The organism is Paenibacillus odorifer, from assembly GCF_000758725.1.
GTDB lineage: Bacteria > Bacillota > Bacilli > Paenibacillales > Paenibacillaceae > Paenibacillus_AQ > Paenibacillus_AQ odorifer.
In genome coordinates, this window is sequence record NZ_CP009428.1 from 5,655,718 (window position 1) to 5,681,591 (window position 25,874).

Sequence of the window (25,874 nt, forward strand, 5' to 3'; positions counted from 1 at the left end):
TGCCTGTTTAATTATGGTCTGACTTGGCTCAGTCAGCGGACTGTGCTCTGGTTGCTGGATTGAGCTCTTTAAACGGGATTTTTACCGTTCATTGCGCTCAAGTTGCTGGATTGAGCTCATTTAGCGGGACTTATACCGTTCATTTGGCTCAGATTGCTGGATTGAGCTCATTTAGCGGGATTTATACCGTTCATTTGGCTCAGATTGCTGGATTGAGCTCATTTAGCGGGAAATGTACCGTTCATTTGGCTCAGGTTGCTGGATTGAGCTCTTTAAACGGGATTTTTACCGTTCATTGCGCTCAAGTTGCTGGATTGAGCTCTTTTTGCGGGAAATGTACCGTTCATTTGGCTCAGGTTGCTGGATTGAGCTCTTTAAACGGGATTTTTTACCGTTCATTGCGCTCAAGTTGCTGGATTGAGCTCTTTTTGCGGGAAATGTACCGTTCATTTGGCTCAGGTTGCTGGATTGAGCTCATTTTGCGGGAAATGTACCGTTCATTTAGCTCAAGTTGCTGGATTGAGCTCTTTTTGCGGGATTTTTTACCGTTCATTGCGCTCAAGTTGCTGGATTGAGCACTTTTTGCGGGAAATGTACCGTTCATTTGGCTCAGGTTGCTGGATTGAGCTCAATGAAGAGCATTTTTATCTCTCTTTGTACTCAGCTTGCCACTTCGCTGCAATCGAGGCATTTACGCCGCGCGCCGCCGTCCACCGCGGCGGGCCCGGCGGCGCTTGCCCCCGGCGGTGCTGCGCCGCCGGGCAGAACCTTTACGCCGCTTGCGAGCAACGCGGCGCAAAACCAACGGGCGCCCGCTTCGCCGGCGCGCCCGGGCTTTGCCGCGCCGCTTGCGGGCGACGCGGCTTGGCAGGCCCTTGCTTCGCGGCGGCAAAGCCGGCGACGCTGCGGGTAAGTCAGGCTGGACAGCGGGTGGTTCCACCACCACCACGCTGTCAGCCTCGCGCACCGCGGGTGCGCTGCAATAGCGGAGGTTCCACATCTCCGCAAGACCCTGCAGGCGGCTCCGATAAGCCGCCGGACCATAGACGGCGTCGACGCGCTCCCGCGCTTGACTGCCTATAGTTAACGCCATTCCTGGCTGCGCCAGCATGACGTTGACTCTTTCTGCCAGCGCGGAAATGTCCGATGCTGGCACGAGATTTTCGCCGCAGCCCGCTGCGTGCAGAATTTCTCGTAAGCCCCCAGAGTCGTAAGCGACCACGGGTTTTCCAAAAGCCATTCCTTCCAGAGCAGTCATGCCGAAGCCTTCGCGGATCAGACTAGGAACCACTAGCACATCCATGGCGCAATAAGCGGATGGAAGGCATTCAGCATAACCAACAAATTTAAACCGGGTGTACAGTCCCTCAAGCTTCACCTTGCGGACACAACGCTCATAGTAGCTTTTATCACCAGCAGACCCAATGACAACAAATTTCGAGCTTGGATGAACCGCGTGCACAAGCACAGCCATTTTCACAAAATGTTCTAGCCCTTTTTCCTTGTTGATAAAAGAAGAAATATAACCGACCAGCTGTTCATGCGGTTTAACCCGCAATTCCCGCCGCCGTTCGCTCCGAAGCTTGCTCCAAGCCTCAATCATCATCTCTTTATCATTCCAAGAGGGAGGCAGCTGGATCACTTTTTCCGCTCTCACGTCCTCTGGAAAGCAAGCTGCAGCTGTTTGTGAAATAGCTAATATCTCATCACTATTCCGATGAATCAGCCCTACACTAATAGGTGTATATTCATTGTCTGTTATCGTCTCTGATATTTTCCATATCACCGGAATGCCCAGTGACTTTGCAGCCATTGCTGGCAGAGCATGCACACAGGTACTTGTAATAACAAACGCCGGGCGCAGGGAATTCAGCCAGTCTGTTAACTCGTGATACTCCCTGCTTTCCTGGAATTTCTGAGCATCTGCCTCCAACCCTGCATAAGGAGTGTACATTCCATATAAAAGAGGAATCGAAAGCAACTGTACACTTATTCCACAGCTTCGAGCCTGAGAAGTCAGCTTGCCGTCCTGAGGTGCAACGAGAATACAATTAAAGTACGGAGAAAGCTCCTGAGCGAAAAACAACAATAGCTTCTCCGCTCCCGTAATACTGCGTGTATTGGATACATGTGAAAAGAGGACGATTGTAGCTTTGTCAGCCATGGCGTTTCGGCGCTCCCTAACGAGGGGCCTGGAGCAGCCATTCACCTCCTTAAAAAATTTACAAACTTTCGCTAAATTCTATCCTTCGCAGTAAAACTCTCTTAGAAGATAGTCGCTCCTGTGACTCGCAACATCGCTTCCGCTTAGCTCTAGAATCTCGTCAGTCAATTCACTTCGCTCCCGAGCTTCGCCCCTTCGCTTCCACTCTGCTCTCGAATCTAGCCAGTCGCTTCCGCTCCGCTATACAAGCCCGCTCCAGACGTTGCTTCTTTTCATCAGGCCACAGGCATAAGCTGAGGTTCGGTTCTACAGTATATCGAGGAAAAACAGATGCCGGCACGACACCTGTCCCCTGGTAAGCGCACATTTCCATTCCATTTTCGGGCATATGACCTAGCCGTAAATTACTGTTAACAGCTGGTGTATACGTTTAGTGTAGGTGTGATCCTTAAGCGTCCGTTCAAAAGCGCGCAGGGCTATCGCACGACGTTCTTCCTCATGAGTCAGGTAATAACGGATTTTATCCATCATTTCTTGAGGGCTTGCAAAAGTCTCAATTTCTTCACCAGGTTTGTAAAAGGATCCCATATCATCTCTGGCATCCACTAATTGCAGCGTACCCGTTGCCGCGATTTCAAAAGTACGCGGATTAGGAGATACCGCCGGAATCGAAAGCGTATTGTTGTTCACTACTTCATCAATGTGCGAGCGGTGGAGGTTGATGACGATTTTGGATCCGCTGTAAGCTACCGCGGTTTCTTGTGGTGACATCCATTTGCCGATCTCAATTCGATCTCCATAAAGCGCTGCTTCAGGCAGACGATCCCACCAGATGCCATTAATCACCGTGTTATAGTTCATCAAATCCGGAAGAATCTCACGGAAGAAATTAACCCGGTTCCAATAGGCAGAGCCAATAAAACTAACTTCGCGATTCAATGGTGAACGTGTTGTAGTTGGACGGTAATGCTCGCGGTGAGCGGCAAAAGGAAGATAATGAACTTCAGGGCAGCCAAGTCCCTTATAAAAATCAATACAATTACGCTCAAGTGTGAACACAAAATCGTAATGCGCCACAATTTTAACTGTAAAATCAGTGTAATAAGGATCATCTGTAAGCCAAATGGCTGTCTTAATCCCGCTAGCCCGAAGAACGGAGATCTGCTCAAGCGGTAAATCCATACCGTCCAGCACAAGTACCAGATCCGGTCTTTGAGCGGCGGCTAACTCCACTAAGTTTTGACGTACATCTGTTATCGTGACTTGTGCGGTTAATTTTTGCAGCGCGTAGAGGACTGCATCGTCTAATGGAGAGTAGGGATATCCTTTACCAGAAGCCACATACATTACATGAATATTCCGTACAGGAAATACTTCTTCTGGCCGACCATCCAAAATCGCAAGCCGCCCCCGTAAATATCCCTCATCATATCCGCCCTTAAAACCACTCAGACGACCACGAAGCTTTTCTTCCTCTGGAGGTGTCAGAGGTAGCGGTGGTGCAGGCATAATAAATTCATTGTTGTTCATCATCATCCTCGCTCCTTTGTCCCGTTATAGATTTCATACACTTGAAGCAATCACATTCAGCAAATGAGGCAAACGCGCAGTGAATGTATGGTTGCGCATGGTTGTCTGTAGTCCCCGTAAAGCGTAAATTCGGCGCTCTTTTTCATGCTTCAGATAGTACTCAATCTTCTCCTGCAATTCCTTAGCAGAGCCAAAAGTATCCAAGTCATAACCTGGTCGATAATAATTGCCCAGATCCTCACGAACATCCGTAAGCTGCATAGTACCGCAGGCACTGATCTCATAAGTACGCGGATTGATAGAGCGTGATGGTAAACGGAAGCTATTCCGGTTATCCTGCCCCTCCTCCCACGGACGGTGAATATTAATGACTAGCTTTGCGCCACTGTAATAGTTCGCAGTTTCCTCAGGCGGGATAAAGCCATTCCTAATAAAAGGGGCAAGCTGGTCATAAGTCGCAAGCCGTTCCCAGAACCCCCCAGCGATCAGCACCTTCTTATCCTTTAGATAGGGGGCAAGTTCATCAAACAGCGCTGTCCGATTATGAAATGCATTGCCAATAAACACAATGTCGTACTTATACTGCGGTGCCGTACGGCGTGGATAGAACATCTTTGGATTGACGCAAAGCGGTAAATAATGAACGGATGGAACCCCAAAGGATTGATAAAACTCCACACAACCGAGCTCATGCGTAAAGACGTGATCATAATGCCGGCAAATCACTGAAGTATCCTCTGTAAAATAAGGATCATCCACAAACCAGATCGCAGTCCGAATGCCCAGCTTTCTGATTTCTGTAATCTGTTCTAAATGATTTTCCGGAAAAACATGCAGTCCATTCATAACCAGCACTGCCCCGGGCATCTCCCGAGCCGCGGTCTCCAGCATAGCTTCTGGAGTGCTTATCACAAGCTCACTTACAAGCTGCTGAAGCGCCTCAATTACCCCAGTATCGATTGCATGGAACCCTTGAGGAACATACATTAGCTTAAATGGCCGACAGGCTTCGACCTCTACAGTACTCCGACGCTGCACAGCCTCACACATGCCGAGACGATATCCTTCGTGATAACCGTCGCGATAATCTCGCGGACGCTTGTGTTTTCTCCTTTTTGCTTTCACGGCCTTCACCCTGCCCCGTTGTATTCTCAAGACAGTATAACTATATGCGGAGTCAGCACTCGCCTCATGGACATCTGTCATTACTAGAACTAAATTGGCAGATGTACCCTGTCTTTTGCCCGGCTTGCCCGAACCCCGTCAAGATTTCATCCACTCGCTGGATGCTGTTATACTATAAAGGTCTAGCTAGAGGCACTAAACTTGTCATCTCTGTCCAATCTGTCCGAAGATGATTATTTTTTGAAATTCACAAGGGGGGAACTATGAATAACACCACGTTGTATTTGCGACACGCGGAGCTGCTGCGTGATCTGGTGCCATCCTTTCAAACCTATCCTTTTCATCTGCCTGCTGTTCGAACGCTGGATCGCCTGACTTTTCAAAAACCAGTGACCTTTCTTGTTGGAGAGAACGGCACGGGCAAATCAACCTTGTTAGAGGGAATTGCTGCTGCTTGGGGCTTTAACCCTGAGGGTGGAACGCTAAACTTTTCTTTTAACACTCGTTCCTCGCATTCGAATCTTTATGAGTATTTTAGAATTGCTAGAGGGGTTAGACGGCCGAAGGACGGCTTTTTTCTACGTGCGGAGAGTTACTATAATGTGGCTTCTTATATTGATGAGTTGGATGAACAACCCGGTGGCCCACCGATCAAAGACTCCTACGGAGGCAAATCTCTGCATGAGCAGTCCCACGGAGAGTCTTTTTTAGCTACATTCGTTCACCGTTTCGGCGGCCGCGGTCTTTATATCCTCGACGAGCCTGAAGCAGCGCTTTCCCCCTTACGTCAAATGTCTCTGCTGGTGCGTATGCATGAGCTGGTCGGGCAGGATTCACAATTTATTATTGCTACCCATTCGCCGATTCTGATGTCCTATCCCGGTGCTGAAATTTTTCTCTTGGAGGGAGAGGGGATACGTTCCGTCGCCTTGGAGGAAACTGAACATTATACCGTGACCAAAGCGTTTATGAACGATCGTCAAGGGATGCTGCGTGAGTTATTTGAGGATGAACAAGCATAAACGCCTTCGACGGCTATAAGGACGGTAAGCGTTTAAGCGAGAAATATAAGGATAATTTACAATATGGAACATATAAATTCTTATATTTTAATAAAAACAGCAAGTCTCCATAATCGGAAACTTGCTGTTTGATTTGTTCCATAAGCTAACGTCTTACAAATCCCACTACCTTGTGAACAATCCACCCAAACATGACCACGACCATCATATCGAAGCACACATTAAAGAGGAATAAATGCTTGCCAATATCAGCCCTTCCGTCTCCCAGAATCGGAACCAAAAAGGAGAAAATCCCTATTAGCCCTAGCAGCATCAGCAGCTCGCCGGCAATTTTGCCGCGAATATCTCTGCTGCGGAAATACTGGAACAAGGCTCCCGCAAAATACACCAGATAGAATATGGAGAGAAATCCGAGCGTATGCGGAATATGTTTATTTTTGAATTGGCTCCATCCACTGTAAGTATAGGATAATGCACCTGCTGGTTTATTCTCGCTTTTCTCGTAGTTTCCTAGATAATACGGGCGAATCGCCATGCTGTTACTCGCAGCGTATTTCATATTATCTATCAACCGGTCCGGATGCTTCAGATAGAAGAACAACACATCTTTATGAGATACACGGTCATAGAAGTCCGGAACCAGCGAAGGATCATCCTGCTTAATCGCTGTATCGGTCTGAAAATAATTCGTACCCGCCAGTACCTCCAGCCGCTCCGGTAATCCGAGATCCTGCAAGTCTCCCTTCACATCCGGCGATTCGTTTAAAATCCCAAAAAACACCGTTTGATACAGATTAATATGCTTCAGATCTTTTGGCGCTGCCACATACAAAACGATGGATACAAGAAAGATGGCAATCGAAAAACGTAAAGCCAGCTTCCTCCATTTGCCCTCTCCGTCAAGCATCATAAACCGCAAGAAAATCAGAGCAAAGGCAATCCCAATCGGTGCATTCTGGATTTTGGAGGTGACCAGAAACAGAATCGCGATAAAAAACAAAGTTAATCCTTTAGTGGTTGGCTTCTCTTGGCTGGTTAATCTTAATCCTAATGCAAATGTCAGCAGCATAAACACCAGCGACACCGGTTCTCCAAACAAGGAGTTGAAATAGGCCACATACCCGATATCGTAAAATACAAATAAGATAGCTGCTCCCAGCAGCAGCCCTGTAACATAAGAGCCACGAGCATTATACTTCACCAGCAGCCAAGTTGCCGCCAGTAAAAGAAGCCCATAAACTGCACCCAGCAAACGAACATCAAAAAAGCTGCCATGGATGAGCCCGCCGATCAACCTCGGCACAAGCACTATAAAAATCTGTGAGGAAGGATAAAAGCCCCTAAACAAATCCTCATACGCAAAACGAGAATGGCTAAAGCTGAAAAACTGATCGGCATACGATGCAGCAGTATCGTAGTAGTTCAGACCGATGGTATTCATCATACGCAGAAAATCTCCATTATCGGCAACACCAATAAATGGCCCTACGAATAGCAAATAAATAATGATACCGCAGCCGGCAAGGCCTACGAGATACTCCGGTTTCCAGAACTTTTTCATGATTCCCCCTATCTCTGTGGTAACAGCTTCACATATTCGTCGGACAAATTCATTAGCTTCAAAATATAATCATAATCAGTCTGATATTTTGTAAAATCCGATACTGGCTTAAGCGTATCCAGCGACACAGCTTCACCATCAGCAAAATCTCTACCAGGCACATAGAGAATATCATCATTAAAAAATGAACCGGAAGGTAAATAATACCGCATCCCTAACACGTTACGATCAATGTTCAAGAGGTCATGACCAAATGCTGTATAACCTTCTTCCCTTAAAGAAACCCCCAATAGGTTAGCTATTGTAGGAAGAATATCCAACTGTCCACCTGTTCGCTCTACTACCTTCCCTTGCTCCATTCCTGGTACATGTACAATCAATGGAATATTAAAGCGGCTGATCCGGGAATCGTATGGAATCCCCAGTGCACTTTCCACTTGCTCCGGTGGAACATCCTGCGGCTGCAAGCCAAAATGATCACCATACATCACCAGCACAGTGTTATCCCACATTCCGTTTTTCTTCAAACCCTCTATTAAAGTTCCAATGGCATAATCAGTATAGTTAATAGCAGTCAAATAATCGCCAAGCATCGTGTTTTTCAACTCATCAGGCACTGAGATCTTCTTAAAAGAGTCCGGAATTTGGAAGGGATGATGGCTGGATGCCGTCACCATTTGTGCGTAGAAAGGAGTTCCTTTCTTCTGCAATTCTGCCATTTTCTCGACACCCGTAATATAAAGCTGTTCATCGGAAGCACCAAACGCATTAAAATGATCATTAGTAAAATAATCTTTGTCATAATAACCGTTAAAGCCAAGCGCTGGATATAGCTCGTTCCGATTCCAAAAGCCTACTTGATTCACGTGAAAGGTGTACGCCTCATATCCTTTATCTCTCAGCAGACGTGGTAGGCTCGGCAGTTCTCTGTCCCCGAATCCAGTGGACATTGCCAACGTCCCGATTGGATAAATCGACGTGTTGCTCATAAATTCAGCGTCAGAAGTATTGCCCGGACCAATCTGTTGGTAGACATGGGGGAAGTAAAATCCCTCATCTGCCAACTTGTTCAACACTGGAGTCAGCTCTTGACCCTTCAGGGATTGATGCAACGGGAAGTTTTGAAAAGCTTCCATTTGAATGACAATTACATTTTTGCCCTTTTGCGAGCCGAAATACTCAGGTGCTGTGCCCGCGGCCTTACTACTATAAGGATAGGAAGCTTGCAGCTCATCAATCTTCGCGATTGTATCCTTAATATCTCCGGTTCCAATGAGATTGTTATCTTCCTTGACCTTGATTGCGGCAACGACCTCATAATTCAGGAATCCGGCACTTTCTGCCTGCACAAGTTCATTTGTAATTCCCCGCGCAGAATTGACAGAATTGGCCGAAAAAGCAAAACCTCCAAGAATAGCCACCAGAATCACCATCATATGTGCCAATCGTGTGTTCCGGGAGCTGAATCGCTCACGCTCATGCGGATAGGCTTTTCCATGCTTCCATCTGCGGATCAAGACATAGATCACCATGATCACAAGATCAGCGAAAAATAAATAATCAATAGTCTGTATCGTTGATTCTACGCTTGCCTTCACTTGAAATACCTGATTCAGTTCATATAAAGCCAGATACGTCGGAACAGAACCAAAGTGATTGAAATATACACTGGCTGCGAACAGCAGCAGCGATAATATCCCGTTAAATGTCCAATAGACGGCTGTTCTCACCCGCGAAGGAGTAATGACCGTCAGAATCCCCATGATGAAGAGGACTGGAGCAACATCTGCTGCAATCCACTCCCAAGCAATTCTATCAAAGAACAGCACTCTTAGCAGGAGCAGCTTCAACCATAGCAGCAGGACAACAATATAGAACTGAGCTCGATTCGGCCCGTGCTTTTTCACGTTTTAATCCCCTCTTACCTTTTCATTTGTTCTGATTATGAAATCTATTCATCTTTTCTGTAAAATATCAGATTGTTCTAGTATAACAATACTTACTTTTTTTATCAAAAATGTGCACCGTTCGCTCCCACTACAAATAGGGAAACCCCACGCCTTTTCGGCTGTGGAACCTCCCTATTTAAGCCTATTATGTTATGCCCTTCAATCTAAGACTGGCTTGCTGGCGAATCCTCTTTCACCTTCCAGATCGTTAAATCACTATCATAATATACAGTGATCTCAGGACTGCCAAGCTTATGAAAGGTGAGATTCCCGGGCTCCTGATCTCTTTTAAGCAAGCTATATTCGCCCACATCAGCAACGCTAAATATCTTAGTCAGCAGAGGCGCGGCCTTCTCACGTAGACGATCCCCATCAATTAGAGACAGCTCACGGTCTAATACCGTTAGTTGTTTGGGATCTGTTTTATCACTAGCACGAGGATTTGTATCACTAATCTGCTCAATCCTTCTAGTAACAGTATCGAGCGTAACCGAAACCTTTGATCCGTATTGCAGCGTAAGTCTATCCTGATCCTTGTCCATAGCCCGAAATACTAAACTAAGCTCTTCATCACCTCCGTTACCTCTCAACACCTTCAATGCCTCTTCCCCAGCTTGACGCGTCTCTTCTGATACCGCCGAGGCCTCAAGCGTGGCTGATGCGTAATCGAATTCACCATTTACAAATCCGATACGCCATTTCTCCGCCCTAAAGTTATTTTCAATTTTCACGCTAGAATGTTGTGTAGCATCATATTCAACATATCTGAGCACATCATAAGCTGAATCATTCGCATAACCCAGTTTGCCCTTGATCTCTTCCGCACGGGTTTTCATTTCAGCGTCGATCTCTGCAGTTGTCAGCATCGCGCTCATCTTCGTTTGCACCAGTTCTCCTGTCTCATAATCGATCCAGATATATGCGGAGTCCTCATCTTTCTGGTAAGAGTAAAATATCTGCTGTTGCTCCTTAAGCCATTCCCGGTGATCTAGCGGATAAGTCTTTCCAAGTAAACTCTGCATCACCTGATCTGCGTTCCGCTGTAGCTCAGCCTCCGTGAAATGCGACGAAACCTCAGTTTGCGCAGGGTTGCTTGATTCATTACCAAGGAACCTTCCGTTCAGAAAGAATATGCCTAAGCCCAACAGTACAATAAAACTTGCCACAGCCCACATTTGCACAGATAGTCTTTTTCCTGAAAAAGATTTCGTTCCCTGTTGATCTTCTTGAATTCGGCGAATGACGTTGTCTGCATGCCTCATAGTAAACTTTTCATTTCCAAAAGGTCCTTTTCGGGCCTGAGCATACCATTCCGGTTGATGATCCTCCATCATTCTACCCCCTTTAATTTGTTCTGAATTTTTTGCCGCGCTCGGTGCAATCTTGATTTTACCGTTCCGTGACTCAAGTTCATCAGTTCAGCTATTTCTTTTATAGAGAGCTCATATTTCAAATCCAGGACCAATATTTCGCGCAGCTTGGGAGACAATGCCATAATTAGATCCCATATCTCACCAATGGACTGATTACCCAAATACTCCATCTCCGCAGATCGGGCTATACCAAGAGGTTCAATAGTTTTTTCCCGCTGCTCCACATCAACCGTGGACAATGGCTGTACACCACCCCATAAGCCCGAACGAAAAAAGCGCGATTTCCGGTGCGAAAAAACAGTATTCCTGGCAATCGTAAGCAACCATGCTTTAAATGAAGAATTCCCCCGGTACGTGCCAATCCGGTAATAACATTTAATGAATACTTCTTGGGCCAGATCATCGGCCTGTTCAGAATTTTTGGTAAGATAATAGATATAATTCCATATATCCTCTCCGTAACGGCTCATGATTTCTCTTAATTGCTGTTCATTCATCGTCTCGCTATGCTGAAGACCTTCCAGTTCCAATTAGCTTCACCTCACTTAATACGACCTCATAAAAGGCACTTTAGTTCCCTTATGTTCATATTTTCTCATAAAAAAACAGGGGGTCCAGTGATCCCCTGCAAATAAAGATATCCGAATCGCCCTCTCTCCTCAAACGATCGAGGTATGCGTAAGTAATCTTTTAATAGAACGGTTAGCTTCATTTAGTACAATTTCTTTATCCACAGTCTTTAGCAAACCTCTTTCCATCACGATCTCCCCGTCGATTATCGTTGTCTCCACATCTGCCCGCGTAGCGGAATATACAATTCTAGAGATGGGATCTACGTCGTAAGAGGGGAAGGTATGAAAATTGTAGAGATTCAGGAGCACTAGATCTGCTTTTTTGCCTACCTCGATACTCCCGATCTTATCCTCCATCCCTACGGCCTTCGCCCCACCAATAGTAGCCATACGGAATACACTGCGGGCATCCATGGTTGTGGGTCCGTGATGAGGCTTTTGAATAATCGCCGCCAATCGCATCTCATTAAACATATCCAGATTGTTATTGCATGGAGCGCCATCCGCTCCCAGACTAAGAGAAACATGCTCATGAAGCATCCCTGGTGTGTCCGCAATTCCGGAGGCCAATTTCAGATTGGAACCCGGGCAATGACTTACATGCACCCCTCGATCCCGCAAAATCCGCCGCTCCTCAGCATCCAGCCACACGCAATGCGCCAGTATAAGCCGTTCATTGGCTAATCCTAGATGATCCAGATAGACGATGTTACGCATGCCAGTCATGGCCTGCACAATCTCAATTTCCCCTAAATTCTCAGACGCATGAGTATGCACCTTCACATCGTATCTTGCGGACAGATCCCGCACCTCGGTTAATAAAGGCTCTGTACAGGAAATCACAAAACGTGGAGAAAATGCATACTGAATCCGGCCGTTTCCATAACCATTCCATTTTTCCAGTAAATCGACACTTTCCTGCAAAGAAGATGCGGTATCCTCCTGCAGCGCCTCAGGCACATCTCCCCCTTTTTGATCCATCATCACCTTGCCGGACAAGGCCCGGATTCCACTTTTAGCTATAGCCTGAAACGCAAAATCCGTATGATGGACAGTCTCCATATCCACAATCGTCGTCGTGCCGCTGGTGATCAGTTCGCCGATGCCAAGCATAGCCGAATAATAAAGGGATTCTTCATCATGCGCGGCCTCTAATGGCCAGATTCGTTTGCGCAGCCAATCCATCAGCTCCAGATCGTCCCCTTTACCACGGAATAACGTCTGGCATAGATGAATATGAGTTTGGATAAAACCCGGAATTAATGTACGGTTCGTAGCATCAATGATCTTCTCGTCACCCTGCGGGATCAGGCCAGTGCCGATTTCAACGATGAGATCATCCTTAATCCGGACATCCCCGTGTAAAATTTCCTCTTGCTTGTTCATCGTAATGATTTCGGCATTTTTGATCAAAATATTTCCCATAGCCCTTCTCCCCCTCATTGAGTTAATTCCAGCACAACTTCACGCTTGTAACACAAAAAGGCCACAAAAATATGCCTGAGCATATTTTCGTAGCCAGAAATTTACGGTTCCCGGTAGAGACCCTTAAACCAATTATTAAGGATATACGAAAAAAAGACTATTCATTTGTAATTTGAATAGTCCAATAATAATCTAAAGACAGGTTACATGTCAATATACATGACACACAATATTGATTATGTATTTTAAATAGTGATTTATAAAAGGAAATCAGTATTACATGTTATTTTAAATAACACATAATACTTTTTGATCACGATTATTCTGTTTGAAAAGATTTGTGATTACGCTACCTTGTGAATCGTGTCATATTTACTGTCATAAAAACATAGAAAATAAGCTATCCGAGAGCTATTTCATGGCTTAAGAGACAGCCGTTTCGTACGATAAGGTCGAACATTTCGAATGATTAGATCGGCCATTTCGGACAGTATCTCTGCTTACTCTAACGCGTTGTGCTAAACCGCTGTGCATATAGCGCGGTATGGTGGACTGGTTAGAGCCCGAAAGTGTACGTCTAGCTCTATTCATACTTTTGAACCTATGCCTTCCCTACTGCTACTCAACTGCTACTTCAGCACTGCTACGGCTACTACACTACTCCTACTTCCGCACTTCTGCGTTCCCCTTGTGCCTATTCCACTGCTACGTCTGGAGCTTCTGCTTCTGCTTCTGCTTCTGCTTCTGCTTCTGCTTCTGCTTCTGCTTCTGCTTCTGCTTCTGCTTCTGCTTCTACTGCTCTCGCTACGTCCACACCACAGGCGAGTCATAATCCTCCCAAGTACTTTCGGACCCAGATGACGCTATTTGCACATTTATCGCCTTTTGAGCAAGATTTCGGACTCCAGTGGCGCTATTTCCTCGTTACAGGTCCAAATGCAGTGTGTTTTATACCAATAGCTGCTCTGGAGTCCGATAGCATCCCAAATGTGGGGAAATGCTACGTTTAAGGTCATCTGGGTCCGTTACTGTCGAGTCATACTCAGCCACTGATGCTTAAGGACCCAGATGACGCTATTTGCACATTTTTCGCCTTTTGAGCATGGTTTCGGACTCCAGTGACGTTATTCCCTCGAAACAGGCCCATATGCAGTGTGTTTTATACCAATAGCTGCTCTGGAGTCCGATAGCATTCCAAATGTGGGGAAATTCCGCATTTAAGGTCTGCTGGGTCCGTTACTGTCGAGTCACAATCAGTCACTGATGCTTTCGGACCCAGATGACGCTATTTGCACATTTATCGCCTTTTGAGCAAGATTTCGGACTCCAGTGGCGCTATTCCCTCGTTACAGGCCCATATGCAGTGTGTTTTATACCAATAGCTGCTCTGGAGTCCGATAGCATTCCAAGTGTGGGGAAATTCCGCATTTAAGGTCTGCTGGGTCCGTTACTGTCGAGTCACACTCAGCCACTGATGCTTTCGGACCCAGATGACGCTATTTGCACACTTATCGCCTTTTGAGCAGGGTTTCCGTAAGCGCAAATTGCTACCTAATCAAACAAAGTTTTTGTTTAGAAAACGGTGTTATTTCCACAAAAAGAGGATATCTCAGTAGCCATTAGATGGCTCATGAGATATCCTCTGGTTCTCTCGCTATGTTAAGCTTCCGAATTCCCGTGTTTTTCTAGAACCTTCTCGAACACCGGAAAATTAGCGGTACGCCCTGGAAAAGTTACCTCACCCCTGAGGTCATAACCCAGCTTGGGATATAGGGCGAGTGCCCCAGTGTTCTTAGCATATGTGTCCAGACGGATACTTGAATAACTATTCTGGCGAGCATATTCTTCTGCAAAAGTGCTAAGACGGCGTGCAATTCCCTTTCCTTGAACTTCAGGATGCACAGCCAATCTATGCATAATTAAATGAGGCCCTTGCGTTTCTGTCCAGTCAATCTTCCCATACTGCTCGGATTGGTGCTCGTCCAACACTAGAATGCCGGCCACCGCATTGTTCTCCTCACATACCCATAGATTGCCACGTTCAATATCAAGGGAGATGATCTCCCGGTTCGGATAATGCTCGTCCCACTGATCGCTGCCACCTGCTTGCATCACCTGTACGCATTTGACAATCAGCTCCATAATTTCATCAATCTCATCTTTGCGTGCTCTGCGAATCTCAGTATCCATGAATCATCCCTGCCTTCATCTTAACCTCATATTATTTTCACTTTCATTATGAAGTTTATCACATCGGCAGCGCAGCAAACCAGTCCGCACGAAAACCGCAAGACCCGCTCACGGGCGGAGCGGATCTTGTCATCTGTGTCCCCTAGCTGAATTCCAGCTTATGCCCGTCCTCGAAGCCCTTGGCGAAACCGGCGTCGAACCCCACGTTGTATGCTTCGGTGTAGCCCTGTTGAAAGGCGTCTGCCGGGGGCGTTTCCGGCGAAACGCCCAGCTCCGGGGGGAGCGGAATTACCTGTGGAGCAGGCGGAGCCTCGCTCACGGGTACCACAAGCACCGGTGGCTGTGAAACCCTTACTTTACGAACAAGCTTACGACGAAGTCTTCTTTTCTTGCGTAGCAATAGGACTTTTTTCGACTTCCCATAACGAGCAGTTTTCCGGGCAAGAACTCTGCGGGTTTTACGGGCTAGCCCTTTACGAACTTTTGCTTTCCGCGAGAGCAGCAATGTGCGTCTACGGGTTCTGCCTGAACGTAGCGTTCTGCGGCTTTTCTTCTTCATGCTTCTACTCCTCCTGTGCTCCATGTTCTCTGGAGGTTCCTACGGCGTATGCCTTACTCAGCCATGGCGCAGCAGGAATTCCCCGTTTAGGACGATGTAGTGAAATCCCGGACATCATCCGGCACATCGCACTCTGATACCCACTTAAAATCCTGATATTGTCGCTCAATTTGCGGGCCGTCAACTCAGATTGCTCCGTCAATTCGGCGATGCTCTCCAAGATGGCCGCCAAAGCAGCCTGACTGCGCGAAATGGAGCGAATCATCTCCAGCTTGACGGCATGTTCAGAGAGACGGTCCCCGCTCATTTGCTGTCTTCTCCAAAACTAAAGCCATCACCTGACATGTCTCCAAAACCTTCCCCGCCACCATCGTCTTCGCCACTGCCCAGCACTGCTTTTAAATTGCTGTAGAGTCCGTTCTCCAGTTTGGTCAGCCCTTCGACCATCTCCACGATGACCTCGTGTATAGAGAGGGACTCCTTCAGTTGCTCACTGTGGGAATCAAAGGCTCTAGCGTGGATATGATGCTGTGCCCACTGCTTTACCTTTTCAGCTTCAACCGCCTTAGCTTCCAGAATCAACGCAACGTTCCACTGGATGGCGGCGGTGGACTCCAGCATTTGCAGATAAGCCTTTTCTCTGCTCATCTTCCGCCTCCCGCTCCTATAGCGTTACTCTTCTTCTTGACCGTTCAATTCCTTAATCACTCTGCCTACCCCATCAGCCATCGCTTCTTCCAGATCTGCAAGTGCATTCAAGTAAGCAATAATATTCTTGTTTACCTGAGTTGAGCTTTCGATCATCCCGCTGATCCCATCAAAATCAGGCTCCGCATCTGGCAGATCGTGGACAATTTGCGACATACGGACAGCCACATGGCGCTCAGCGTCTAGAATCCGCGCCATCTGTTCGTGCGTATGGGCCATGTGCTGCAGGACTTTAGTTATTTTACTCTGCACCTTCATGTCTCCTTTGCTCAAACGCCCTGCTACAGCATATGCGGCAGGAGCCGTTACGGTGCCGGGGATCCTCGACAAGTTAAGGCTCTATAAGTGACTGGATGACATAAAGATTACGTTATTGCTAAGTACATTTAAAAGGATTAAAATGTGAAATGCGCAATCCTGAGTTTACCAATGATTGGTGGGGAATATATGAAGCTTGAAAGCCAGCGGATCGATCTAATACCTTTAACTGCCCCAGAACTCTCACTAGCAATAGATAACTATTCGGAGCTACAGCAACAATTAGGCTTAGCTGCCATCAGTGCGGCGCTTGATGATGAAATGCAATATGCTATGCAGATCAGGCTAAAAAAGGTGCAGCAGGACCCCGACCATTACCTATGGTTAACGAACTGGGCCATCGTCCATCGGGAAGATCAATGTATTATAGGATTCATTATCCTTAAAGGTTACCCGAATGAGAAAGGCGAGGTTATTATAGGATATGGGATTGATGAGAAATATAGAAGAAAAGGGTATGCAACAGAGGCACTACGCACAATTACTGCATGGATTTTCTCCCATCCCCAAGCTGTCTATGTAATCGCTGACACTGAAAAAGATAATACAGCCTCCCACAAAGTATTGGAGCGTCTAGGCTCTGAGAGATACAAAGAAACTGAGGATTTAATCTGGTGGAGGATTTCCAAACCCCGAGCCCTCTGAGTAACGCGTGATTTCAAAGCCCTTGCGGCTATCTATAGCAAGATTACAACAAAAAAAGCACTGCCTTATGGCAGTGCATCCTTTAACTTTTCCCCCGCCTCGTGCAAAGACTGGAACGTCCCCGCATCACTCCACCAATCCTTAAGCACATCATAACTAAGTCTGCGATCAGCGGCGTATATATTATTTACATCAGTAATCTCCAGCTCCCCCCTTTTGGAAGGTGATACCCGCCGGATGATATCAAATACAGCTTCATCGTACATATAAATACCAGTTACACAATAATTGGTCTTCGGATGCTCCGGCTTTTCTTCGATATAAGCAATCCATGCCGCATCTTGACTATCAAACACAGGTACACCGTATCTGCGCGCGTCCTCCACCGGCTTCAGCAACACCTTTGCAGTGCCCGCTGGCTGACGAAGATAACTCTCCACATAAGGCTTCAGATCATCCATAAAAAGATTATCCCCGAGCAATACAACAAATCGTTCCCCCGGGAAAATGAACCCTTCTGCTAAATCAAGAGCCTCGGCAATGCCTCCGGCAGCTTCCTGAATTTTATAGGTCAGAGATACACCAAATGCAGCACCGCTACCTAAAAAATCCGTGTACAGGCCAGCAGACTGCTTGCTTATGACCAGAAGAATGTCGGTAATTCCTGCCCGGCGAAGCCGGTCTATGCCGTAACAGACCATAGGATATTTGCCGACCGGAAGCAAATGTTTGTTCATAAGCCGGGTCAGCGGTTGAAGTCTAGATCCTGTTCCGCCCGCCAGTATGACTCCTTTCACTTACTTTCCTCCTCTTTATCTACGTCCTTTGCCTTCGGATCTGCACTTCATATGAAATTTATAGGGTCTACATTCCATTTATCTATAAAAATCTTGCGATTTCGTTCCACCAGTTCTTGCAGTCCGGTATTGTAAACTTGCTTGAAACTTGCACTTCCTTCATGGTGCACCAAGCAATCCCCGGCGATAAGCAACCGATATCCCTTTATCCTGGTACGGTAACAATAATCATCATCTTCGTAATGTCCAGGTGAGAATCTCTCATCCAGTAGACCTACGGAAGTAAGCAGCTCTCTTTTGAATAAAAAACATAATCCTACCAGCCGTCTCGTCTCCAACCATTTCTGGGGATTTGGAAGGTTCGCCCTCTCAGCAGCCTGATGAAAATCTATCAGACCTTCATAATCAGTCTTCACCTGTTGACGTCCACTAGCATAGTTTGTGACTGGCCCAACAATACCAACATCAGGAGCACTATATAGAGCTCTCTTCAGATTAGTTAACCATCCTTGAGATACCACTACATCGTTATTCAGCAGCAGTAATTCATCACCTGAAGCTAGCTGTAGCCCCATATTGCATGCAGCTGGAAAGCCGCGATTGTCAGGCAATGAAATAAACGTTATATGATTCGCACGGCAATAAGTGTCTGTTCCGTCCGTTGAAGCATTGTCCACTACGATAATCTCATAAGGCGGCGGAGTGTAGGCACGAATAGATTCCACACAGGCCCTCAGCAAGGGCAGCGCATTGTAGGTTGGAATAATAATACTCGTCAGCGTCATATGCGATTCCTCCAAGCGGCTACCTGTCTGCGGTACTCGCGCTGAGTCTCACTACTTAGCAGACCGCCAGCTTTTCGCCGCGAAAGAACCTCATGTAGAGCCTCAGCATGATCTCCTATGATCAGTTTTTCCACAGCATTTCCAACCCCTGTATTTGCCTTGCGCAGCCGATTATGTTTAATAACATTTACCGTCCCAGCCTTCTCCACCCGTAACTTTTCTAATACAGAACGAGCTTGGGCTTTAGGTGGAACCATTAATTCACGGTAGCCTATGGTCTCAAGCGCATGCCGCGAAAGCGCATGAGGAACAGCTGTCATAGAGCTAACCCCGAGATCGTACCTATCCAGAGCATAATTCAGAAACAGTTTGCTGCGGGTGACATCATCACATAATCCAAAAGAAGGCATCAGTGAGTCTAAATCATTAAGAGCTACATCAATCCCACGATCTACAGCCGCCGTGAATGAAACGAGCTGAGAGGCCGGAATGACCATATCTCCATCCAGAAAAAGCAATATATCCCCGCGACTCAGCTTCGCACCGATAGCCCGACCCACATCATGTCCGACAGACTCTGGGCAGTGTACTACAATGGCTTGACGATGTTGTCTAGAAATAGGAAAAGAGTTATCACTGCAGCCATTAAGTACGACGATAATTTCTGCAGGTTCAAGCCGTGCAACCTGATGCAGCAGACGTGACAAGGTCTGCTCCTCATTACGCGCGGAGATAATGACTGACAAAGTCCCGCGTAACTTCGGTAACTTCAGAGTCTCCTTGCCTGCCTTCGATTGCCGAGACAGAAGCGGGCGAGTAGCAGCGTTGCCTTTTACAGAGCGATTGGCTGACCTGTGACGGATTGGGCGTTTCTTTGCCGTTCGAGCTGCTGTGCCTCGTAAAGTTGCAACCATCATCTCACCATCTCTCTGCGCCGGGCTCCGTCGCCAAAGCCCGCTCTGATCCCCCGATGTTCCAGCAACAGGGATACAGCCTCCATATGATCCGCTGTAATCAACTGCTGCAATGGATCTTTGCCGTCTTCCTTGCGCCTTACCGCATTCAATTTCCCTACAGGCACTTTGTGAGCGGCTACCACATGCAGTCCACTAAGAATTGCCTGGGCATGCGCCAGTGGAGGACGTGATAATGAATCGCTCCCTAAAATATCAAGTGCTCTGCGGCTGATTGCGTGCGGAACTGCCGTCATCGAACATCCCTTCAGATCTGGACGGCCAAGCAGAATATTCAGTGCATGTTTAGACAGCACCACCGGATGGGGGGACAGCTTCCGGACCGGACCGGAATAATCATTAAGCGCTATGTCCACTCCACCACTAACAGCAGTGACGTAAGGACGCAGCCCCGAAGCAGGTATCACCAAATCTCCATCTGTAAACAATAGGATTTCTCCCTTGGCTGCCTCAGCTCCCACACTACGGCCAGCGTCGTGTCCAAGCGGCAACTCATAGGAAATAACACGCGCACCTAGCGATTGTGCAATCCCTGCCGTTTGATCAGTGGATCCATTCACGACCACAATTACCTCGCAGCGCGGATGGACCCCTCTGGCTCCAGATATCACTCCCGCAATGGTCTGAGCTTCATTCATGGCTGGAATAATAACCGAAACATAGGGATTAGGATGGTTAACTATAGGGACTACAGCGACTTGCCGCACTGGGCGTGAAGTCCGCCGCTTCATCCGAGAGACCCGCCGTCCTGTGCGGCGGGCAGAAGTTCGTTTGGGCTTCATGCTCATCCACCTTCCTTACAGAGCCAATTCTTCAGGCTGAGGGTTACATCACAGTTTATGTACTACAACGCACAGGGTAACGGCAATTGTCTCCTGTCGTTCTGAAAACAGGACAAATGTACTCCCCACCACACTTCCGCTTAGATACATTGCGCATAGCCAGCTGCCGCGGACACAATCTGTGGCGGTAACGAACGCAGATTGTGTCCGCGGCAGGGCGATTAGGTTAGGACAGTATCGGACAAAACCGAATCTGCAGCGGATGTTTAGACATTAGCGCTATCGGACACAGTTGCTCCTATTCGCCGCATTATCACACTTTTAGATTATTAACGGACTCCGTAGCAGCTATTGGCATGAAAAGAACTCAATAATGCTCTATTTCTATACAATTGCTTCACTAGAGTCCTAAACCAGCCTTAAAAAACGACAAACCTGCAAATAACGCCATCTGGGTCCGTAAGTAGCAGCGGATGTTTAGACTACCAGGCTATCGGACAGAGCCGCAGCCACAGCGAATGTTTAGAACCCGGCGATGCTGACATGTACCGTTCCCCCCCAAAAAAACAGAGCAGCGATCTCCAATAAGGAGATTCGCTACTCTGCTATTTTTAAGAGGAACTGCTTAAGGTTCAATCAAATACGCGATCATCTGCTGCCGGCTTAGCTAAGGGAGCGCCTATAGCAATCCAAGAGATAACCCCATAGAAATGCGGAGTCTCGCGCAACCGTACTACTTGAATCACTGCTTCTCCATTGGCTCTGCTCTTTAAGGAAGCGTAGAAGTAAGGCTGATTGGTCATGGCAACAAGCACATAACCCGTATGCCCAAAGCTCTCATCAAACGATACGGTCACCTCTACACTCTCTGCATCCCCATTGAACATAAATGCTGTCATTCCAAACTGCTGTAGTGCTTCTCGCTTCCCAGCTGTTTGAATCGGACTGAAGGACAGATGATCTGTATTTACAGAGTTCGGTGCCAGATGAGTCCCGTTTACTGCACCTGGGGAAATATGATATTCCTGAACACTCTCTTCTTCCAGATGGCGGGCTTGAATCGCAAACGAAGAGATTTTGGATGCAACTACCGCTTCATCCTGAAGCTCTGTTGTCCCTACTGCACCTTCTGTCAGATGAGCGGACTCGATACTGCCTTCCTTCAGCTTAGCTCCGTTGATACTGCCATCCGGGAGCAGTGCTGAGCTGCGTGTTTCATCCGCAAGATGCTCTAATTTGATGATGCCAGGCTGCAAATGCCGATCTGCCACGATCTTGTCAGCAAGATGCTCTCCGTAAACACTCCATGGTTGTAAATGTGAAGAACTCACGGAGCCTTCGGCGAGTTTTTCTTCAGTAATACTGCCATCTGGCAACAAATCCGCACTGCGTACCTCTTCTGCCAAATGCTTCAGGGTGATGCTGTCCGATCGAATATGGCGGCCTTCCACCGCATCCCCGGCCAAATGACCTCCAGAGACGCTGCCTTGGGCCAAATGGAAAGACTGGATCGTTCCGACTTCAATCTTCTCGCCTGTAATACTGCCTTCCGGCAATAAATCAGCGCTGCGCACTTCTTCTGCCAAATGATTCAGAGTAATGCTTCCAGCACGGATATGGCGGCTATCTACCGCATTCCCCCCTAAGTGTCCCCCATAGACACTGCCAGGAGCCAAGTGGTAGGCAGTAATAGATCCACCCTCCAACTTTTTACCGGTAATGCTGCCATCCGGCAGTAACTCGGAGCTGCGTACCTCATCCGCTAGATGTGCTAGCTTGATCTCACCTTTTCCAATATGGAGACCTTCTACTGCAGACGGACTCAGATGAGTTCTATCCACACTGCCAGGCACTAGATGAATTGCTTCTACGGAGGCTTCCGCCAGCTTCTCCCCAGTAATGCTTCCGTCTGGCAGCAGTTCGGAGCTGCGTACCTCATCCGCCAGATGTGCTAGCTTGATCTCACCTTCTCCAATATGGCGTCCTTCTATTGCAGACGGACTCAGATGAGTTCCCTCCACGCTTTCAGGTACAAGGTGATTCGAATTTATGGATGCTTCCGCCAGTTTCTCCCCAGTAATGCTACCGTCTGGCAGCAAATTGGAGCTGCGTGTTTCTTCGGCCAAATGAGCCAGCGTGATCTCACCATATCGGATATGACGTCCTTCTATTGTGTCCGGACTCAAATGACTGCCATCTACGCTTCCAGGCACCAGATGATTAGAATTTACGGATTCTTCCGCCAACTTCTCCCGAGTGATGCTACCGTCTGGCAGCAAGTCAGCGCTACGTGTTTCTTCGGCCAGATGAGCTAACGTAATCTCACCTTTTCCAATATGGCGCCCTTCGACAGAACCTGAACTTAGATGAACGCCTTCCACACTGCCAGGTACTAGATGATTTGAATTTACGGAAGCATGTGCCAGCTTTACTCCAGAAATACTACCGTCTGGCAGCAATTTAGAGCTGCGTGTTTCTTTTGCCAAATGAGCCAGCGTGATCTCACCGTATCGGATATGACGGCCTTCTACTGTGTCTGGGCCTAAATGGCTGCCATCCACACTGCCAGGCACTAGGTGAATAGAACTTACGGATTCCTCCGCCAGCTTCTCTCTAGTAATACTACCGTCTGGCAGCAGATCAGCGCTTCGGGTTTCATCGGCGAGATGAGCCAGGGTAATCTCACCTTTTCCAATATGACGTCCTTCGACGGAACCTGAACTCAGATGTCCGCCTTCCACACTTCCAAACACTAAATGAATAGAATCCACGGATGCTCCCGCCAGCTTCTTCCCGGTAATACTGCCTTCAGGCAGCAAGTCGGAGGTATATGCATCTGCAGCCAGATGAGCAAGCGTGACCTCACCCGGTAGGATATGTCGACCTTCGACAGAACCCGAATTCAAATGGCTTCCGTTCACACTTCCAGGCAGGAGATGGTTGGAATCTACCGATCCTTCAGCCAGCTTCTCCCCAGTTATGCAGCCGTCTGGCAGCAACTCAGAGCTACGTACCTCTTCCGCCAGATGAGCCAGCGTGATTTCACCAGGTAGGATATGACGACCTTCAATCGTATCGGTACACAAATGGCTGCCGTCTACACTACCAGGTGAAAGATGCTGAGAATCCACGGCACCTTTTACCAGCTTAGAGCTATTAATACTGCCCTCTTGGATTTGAACCGCAGAAATAGAATTCGGAAGGATATGACCATTCCCTATAGACAACGGCCGGATATGCGCCCCACTGACACTGCCGGGATTCAAATGTCTACTTTGAACGGCACTTTCGCTTATGGTTTTCGAACTTACAGCATTTACCGACAAATGCTCAGCATGAACTGCTGACGCTGCCAGTTTACTGGATTCTATGCTGCCGTCTGCAAGCTTAGCCGAAGTGACTGCTAAATCACTGATTTTATCCGTTGAGACACTTTCCGGTGAAAGCTTCAACGAGGTCACTGCATGATCGGCCAGATGATGAGGCTGCACAGCTCCTGCTGCCAGGTGAATTTCTCTCACCGCAGCGGAAGCCAGCTTATCTCCTGAAACTGAGCCCGATTGAATCGCAGCGGAAGTCACACTATTTTCACCAAGATGTCTTCGTTCCACGGCTCCCGTGGCCAAATGATCCTTATTTACCACAGCATCCTGCAATACACGGCCGCTCACACTGGCATCCGCCAGATGCTTTTCCTCCACTGTACAAAAAGCGATATGTTCACCACTGACTACTTCACGCGCAATCGTGCTCCCAATCACTGCACCTGCTGCCAGCTTAGCTGCATTTACACTTCCATCTGCCAACTTGGCAGAAGTAACGCTCTGTGCACGAAGATGCTCCCCGCCCACAGATTCTGAAGCCAGCTGTTCTCCAGTCACAGCACCGGAAGATAAATGTTGAGTCTGAATAGCTTCTTCCTTAAGCTGCTCCGAGCCGACCGCTTCCGCCGCTATATGCGAATGATTCACTGCTTCGCGTTCCAGATGAATAGAAGTTATGGCTTGCATAGCAATTTGCGGTCCGCGAATGGCGGATTTTGCAATATGTCTTGTGGTCACTGCTTCGTCTGCCAGCTTATGTGGGAGAATGCTTTGGTCAGCAATTTTGGACGAGGTTACCGCTTGCTCCACTAACTGTGCAGTTCCTACTGCACCCTCAGCCAGCTTTAAAAAAGAGATGCTGCGGTCAGCCAAATGCCGACTCGATATTTCGCCATCACCGATATGATTACCATTCACACTTTCTGGGCTTAAATGGACGCTTCTCACGACATCTGCACCAAGTTGCTTAGAGCCTATAGCTCCATCAGCTAAATGCCCGCCTTCGATAATACCCGACTGCAGCTGTTCCTTACCGATCAATTTGCTGGCAAGCTGATCAGAACCGATCGCTCCCGGGGCCAGATGTCTGGCGGTTATCAAAGCGTCGCTAAGATGGCGGCCTTCAATAACAGCATCCGCTAGCTTTGAACTGCTGATTTCACCATCAGCAATTTTATCGCCAGATACCGCTGCATCGGCCAGCTTGGAACGGTCAACACTGCCGTTAGCTAGGTGGCGACTTGTGATGCTGCTGCTTCCTATTTTGTCACTAGTAACGGCTCCATCTTCCAGTAAATCCGCAGTAATAATCAAATCGCTTAAATGGCGGCTCTCAATGGCTTTATCTGCAATTTGACCGCCGCCTATAATCCGATCAGCCAGCTTCTCTGGACTAATACTGCCATTTTTCAGCTTCTCTCCACTAATCGAATGATCCAGCAGCTTACCGCCACTAACGCTTCCTTCTGCTAAATGCTCGCCCACAATCGATTCTGGTGCGATTTTTGCAGAAGTGACTGCCTTGTCCGCGATATTAATACTCTGTACAGCGTAATCTTGCAGCCAAGGTGTACCAATAATGCCGAACTTTAGCTTAGAACCGTCAATGGTACGTGGAGCGATTTTGGCTCCGGTCACCGCTGCATCCGAAAGATCATCTGTATAAACGGGCTGAAAACGTTCTTTCTCTGGAGGAGCGAACCATACGGTTTCAGGAAGATTATCCGCCTGTTTCTGAAGCTGCGCTTCCTCTATAAGCTCCGGCTCCAATTGTAGAACTGGAGCAGAAGTTGGCTCCTCTAGAACGACTTCAGCTATTGCTCCCCCACTTACCTGAACTTCCGCGATCTCTGCTTCACTGACTCCGTCACTGTTATTCCCCGAGCTTCTAGAGCTGCTTTTGGTATCCAGCATACTCAGTTCCTCTTTATTGGGATTATCTACAAAATAGAGTCGTTTCTGTGGACTGCGCGGCTGCTTTTTTTTGGAACCCCTCACAAGCAGTCTCCTCCTTCCATCTAATGTTTCTCCTAGGCATCATATGCAGCGGTATGGGCTTATGACACCCTTTT

22 protein-coding genes and 1 riboswitch are annotated in these 25,874 nt (G+C 47.6%); of the genes, 3 read left to right on the forward strand and 19 right to left on the reverse strand.

Translation table 11 applies throughout. From position 1 onward, the window contains the following. Nucleotides 1-110 precede the first annotated feature (110 nt). Nucleotides 111-575, forward strand: a complete 465-nt coding sequence (locus PODO_RS24695; protein ID WP_155288191.1) for a hypothetical protein — start codon at nt 111-113, stop codon at nt 573-575. Nucleotides 576-691: 116 nt separating this feature from the next. Here PODO_RS24695 and PODO_RS24700 read toward each other — a convergent pair whose 3' ends face one another. The 4 genes from PODO_RS24700 to PODO_RS24710 all read right to left on the reverse strand — a co-directional run bounded on the left by PODO_RS24700 (nt 692) and on the right by PODO_RS24710 (nt 4,828). Beyond that, a complete protein-coding gene (locus PODO_RS24700) occupies nt 692-2,164 on the reverse strand; it encodes a glycosyltransferase (RefSeq protein ID WP_052097299.1) in 1,473 nt (490 codons plus the stop codon). A gap of 169 nt (nt 2,165-2,333) precedes the next feature. Next, nucleotides 2,334-2,504 (reverse strand): hypothetical protein, encoded by a 171-nt coding sequence (locus tag PODO_RS31345; RefSeq protein WP_155288192.1) that lies wholly within the window; start codon nt 2,502-2,504, stop codon nt 2,334-2,336. Nucleotides 2,505-2,557: 53 nt separating this feature from the next. Then, nucleotides 2,558-3,673 (reverse strand): CgeB family protein, encoded by a 1,116-nt coding sequence (locus tag PODO_RS24705; protein WP_036679773.1) that lies wholly within the window; start codon nt 3,671-3,673, stop codon nt 2,558-2,560. A 54-nt stretch (nt 3,674-3,727) separates the two neighbouring features. Then, nucleotides 3,728-4,828 carry a CgeB family protein gene (locus PODO_RS24710; RefSeq protein WP_038573142.1) on the reverse strand — a complete coding sequence of 367 codons (1,101 nt, stop codon included), beginning with the start codon at nt 4,826-4,828 and terminating at the stop codon, nt 3,728-3,730. A gap of 254 nt (nt 4,829-5,082) precedes the next feature. Here PODO_RS24710 and PODO_RS24715 point away from each other — a divergent pair, with 254 nt between their 5' ends. Beyond that, a complete protein-coding gene (locus PODO_RS24715; RefSeq protein WP_038573143.1) occupies nt 5,083-5,841 on the forward strand; it encodes an AAA family ATPase in 759 nt (252 codons plus the stop codon). 145 nt (nt 5,842-5,986) lie between these two features. Here the strand turns inward: PODO_RS24715 and wsfD are convergent, their stop codons facing one another. The 10 genes from wsfD to PODO_RS24765 all read right to left on the reverse strand — a co-directional run bounded on the left by wsfD (nt 5,987) and on the right by PODO_RS24765 (nt 16,430). Beyond that, nucleotides 5,987-7,402 (reverse strand): glycan biosynthesis hexose transferase WsfD, encoded by a 1,416-nt coding sequence (gene wsfD, locus PODO_RS24720; protein WP_038573145.1) that lies wholly within the window; start codon nt 7,400-7,402, stop codon nt 5,987-5,989. Nucleotides 7,403-7,410: 8 nt separating this feature from the next. Next, nucleotides 7,411-9,309 carry an LTA synthase family protein gene (locus PODO_RS24725; RefSeq protein ID WP_038573147.1) on the reverse strand — a complete coding sequence of 633 codons (1,899 nt, stop codon included), beginning with the start codon at nt 9,307-9,309 and terminating at the stop codon, nt 7,411-7,413. A gap of 206 nt (nt 9,310-9,515) precedes the next feature. Continuing rightward, nucleotides 9,516-10,685 carry a hypothetical protein gene (locus PODO_RS24730; RefSeq protein WP_143761267.1) on the reverse strand — a complete coding sequence of 390 codons (1,170 nt, stop codon included), beginning with the start codon at nt 10,683-10,685 and terminating at the stop codon, nt 9,516-9,518. Further along, entirely contained in the window at nt 10,682-11,254 is a 573-nt protein-coding gene (locus PODO_RS24735) for an RNA polymerase sigma factor (protein WP_038573152.1), read from the reverse strand. The genes PODO_RS24730 and PODO_RS24735 overlap by 4 nt, the downstream gene beginning before the upstream one ends. A 129-nt stretch (nt 11,255-11,383) precedes the next feature. Next, on the reverse strand, nt 11,384-12,721 hold the full coding sequence (locus PODO_RS24740; protein WP_036679719.1) for a 5'-deoxyadenosine deaminase: 1,338 nt from the start codon (nt 12,719-12,721) through the stop codon (nt 11,384-11,386). A 70-nt stretch (nt 12,722-12,791) separates the two neighbouring features. Then, nucleotides 12,792-12,890: riboswitch (purine riboswitch) on the reverse strand. 1,490 nt (nt 12,891-14,380) lie between these two features. Continuing rightward, nucleotides 14,381-14,911, reverse strand: a complete 531-nt coding sequence (locus PODO_RS24745; RefSeq protein WP_038573154.1) for a GNAT family N-acetyltransferase — start codon at nt 14,909-14,911, stop codon at nt 14,381-14,383. A gap of 142 nt (nt 14,912-15,053) precedes the next feature. Beyond that, on the reverse strand, nt 15,054-15,470 hold the full coding sequence (locus PODO_RS24750) for a FliH/SctL family protein (protein WP_038573156.1): 417 nt from the start codon (nt 15,468-15,470) through the stop codon (nt 15,054-15,056). Nucleotides 15,471-15,474: 4 nt separating this feature from the next. Further along, nucleotides 15,475-15,777, reverse strand: coding sequence for a hypothetical protein (locus PODO_RS24755; protein ID WP_051491084.1), 303 nt, complete (start codon nt 15,775-15,777; stop codon nt 15,475-15,477). Continuing rightward, nucleotides 15,774-16,118 carry an alpha-helical endospore appendage domain-containing protein gene (locus tag PODO_RS24760; RefSeq protein WP_036679724.1) on the reverse strand — a complete coding sequence of 115 codons (345 nt, stop codon included), beginning with the start codon at nt 16,116-16,118 and terminating at the stop codon, nt 15,774-15,776. The genes PODO_RS24755 and PODO_RS24760 overlap by 4 nt, the downstream gene beginning before the upstream one ends. A gap of 24 nt (nt 16,119-16,142) precedes the next feature. Further along, complete coding sequence (locus PODO_RS24765; protein ID WP_036679726.1) at nt 16,143-16,430, reverse strand: hypothetical protein; 288 nt, start codon at nt 16,428-16,430, stop codon at nt 16,143-16,145. Between the two features lie 195 nt (nt 16,431-16,625). Here PODO_RS24765 and PODO_RS24770 point away from each other — a divergent pair, with 195 nt between their 5' ends. Further along, on the forward strand, nt 16,626-17,141 hold the full coding sequence (locus PODO_RS24770) for a GNAT family N-acetyltransferase (protein ID WP_038573157.1): 516 nt from the start codon (nt 16,626-16,628) through the stop codon (nt 17,139-17,141). 65 nt (nt 17,142-17,206) lie between these two features. Here PODO_RS24770 and PODO_RS24775 read toward each other — a convergent pair whose 3' ends face one another. From PODO_RS24775 to PODO_RS24795, 5 genes are all read right to left on the reverse strand, one after another. Beyond that, a complete protein-coding gene (locus PODO_RS24775) occupies nt 17,207-17,938 on the reverse strand; it encodes a sugar phosphate nucleotidyltransferase (RefSeq protein WP_038573158.1) in 732 nt (243 codons plus the stop codon). Between the two features lie 47 nt (nt 17,939-17,985). Further along, nucleotides 17,986-18,723, reverse strand: a complete 738-nt coding sequence (locus tag PODO_RS24780) for a glycosyltransferase family 2 protein (protein ID WP_038573160.1) — start codon at nt 18,721-18,723, stop codon at nt 17,986-17,988. Further along, the gene (locus PODO_RS24785; protein WP_094903705.1) at nt 18,720-19,640 is read right to left on the reverse strand and encodes a glycosyltransferase family 2 protein; all 921 of its coding nucleotides are present in this window, start codon (nt 19,638-19,640) and stop codon (nt 18,720-18,722) included. The genes PODO_RS24780 and PODO_RS24785 overlap by 4 nt, the downstream gene beginning before the upstream one ends. Then, nucleotides 19,637-20,479, reverse strand: coding sequence for a glycosyltransferase family 2 protein (locus PODO_RS24790; protein WP_305953534.1), 843 nt, complete (start codon nt 20,477-20,479; stop codon nt 19,637-19,639). The genes PODO_RS24785 and PODO_RS24790 overlap by 4 nt, the downstream gene beginning before the upstream one ends. Before the next feature lie 632 nt (nt 20,480-21,111). After that, entirely contained in the window at nt 21,112-25,800 is a 4,689-nt protein-coding gene (locus tag PODO_RS24795; RefSeq protein WP_038573161.1) for a WIAG-tail domain, read from the reverse strand. Nucleotides 25,801-25,874 lie beyond the last annotated feature (74 nt).

What these genes read in the sequence shown, in the direction of transcription:
- PODO_RS24705 (WP_036679773.1), bottom strand. Translation starts at nt 3,673, where the DNA reads ATGCCTGCACCACCGCTACCTCTGACACCTCCAGAGGAAGAAAAGCTT.
- PODO_RS24750 (WP_038573156.1), bottom strand. Translation starts at nt 15,470, where the DNA reads ATGAAGAAGAAAAGCCGCAGAACGCTACGTTCAGGCAGAACCCGTAGA.
- wsfD (WP_038573145.1), bottom strand. Translation starts at nt 7,402, where the DNA reads ATGAAAAAGTTCTGGAAACCGGAGTATCTCGTAGGCCTTGCCGGCTGC.
- PODO_RS24715 (WP_038573143.1), top strand. Translation starts at nt 5,083, where the DNA reads ATGAATAACACCACGTTGTATTTGCGACACGCGGAGCTGCTGCGTGAT.
- PODO_RS24740 (WP_036679719.1), bottom strand. Translation starts at nt 12,721, where the DNA reads ATGGGAAATATTTTGATCAAAAATGCCGAAATCATTACGATGAACAAG.
- PODO_RS24745 (WP_038573154.1), bottom strand. Translation starts at nt 14,911, where the DNA reads ATGGATACTGAGATTCGCAGAGCACGCAAAGATGAGATTGATGAAATT.
- PODO_RS24755 (WP_051491084.1), bottom strand. Translation starts at nt 15,777, where the DNA reads ATGAGCGGGGACCGTCTCTCTGAACATGCCGTCAAGCTGGAGATGATT.
- PODO_RS24730 (WP_143761267.1), bottom strand. Translation starts at nt 10,685, where the DNA reads ATGATGGAGGATCATCAACCGGAATGGTATGCTCAGGCCCGAAAAGGA.
- PODO_RS24760 (WP_036679724.1), bottom strand. Translation starts at nt 16,118, where the DNA reads ATGAGCAGAGAAAAGGCTTATCTGCAAATGCTGGAGTCCACCGCCGCC.
- PODO_RS24770 (WP_038573157.1), top strand. Translation starts at nt 16,626, where the DNA reads ATGAAGCTTGAAAGCCAGCGGATCGATCTAATACCTTTAACTGCCCCA.
- PODO_RS24780 (WP_038573160.1), bottom strand. Translation starts at nt 18,723, where the DNA reads ATGACGCTGACGAGTATTATTATTCCAACCTACAATGCGCTGCCCTTG.
- PODO_RS24785 (WP_094903705.1), bottom strand. Translation starts at nt 19,640, where the DNA reads ATGATGGTTGCAACTTTACGAGGCACAGCAGCTCGAACGGCAAAGAAA.
- PODO_RS24790 (WP_305953534.1), bottom strand. Translation starts at nt 20,479, where the DNA reads ATGAAGCCCAAACGAACTTCTGCCCGCCGCACAGGACGGCGGGTCTCT.
- PODO_RS24700 (WP_052097299.1), bottom strand. Translation starts at nt 2,164, where the DNA reads ATGGCTGACAAAGCTACAATCGTCCTCTTTTCACATGTATCCAATACA.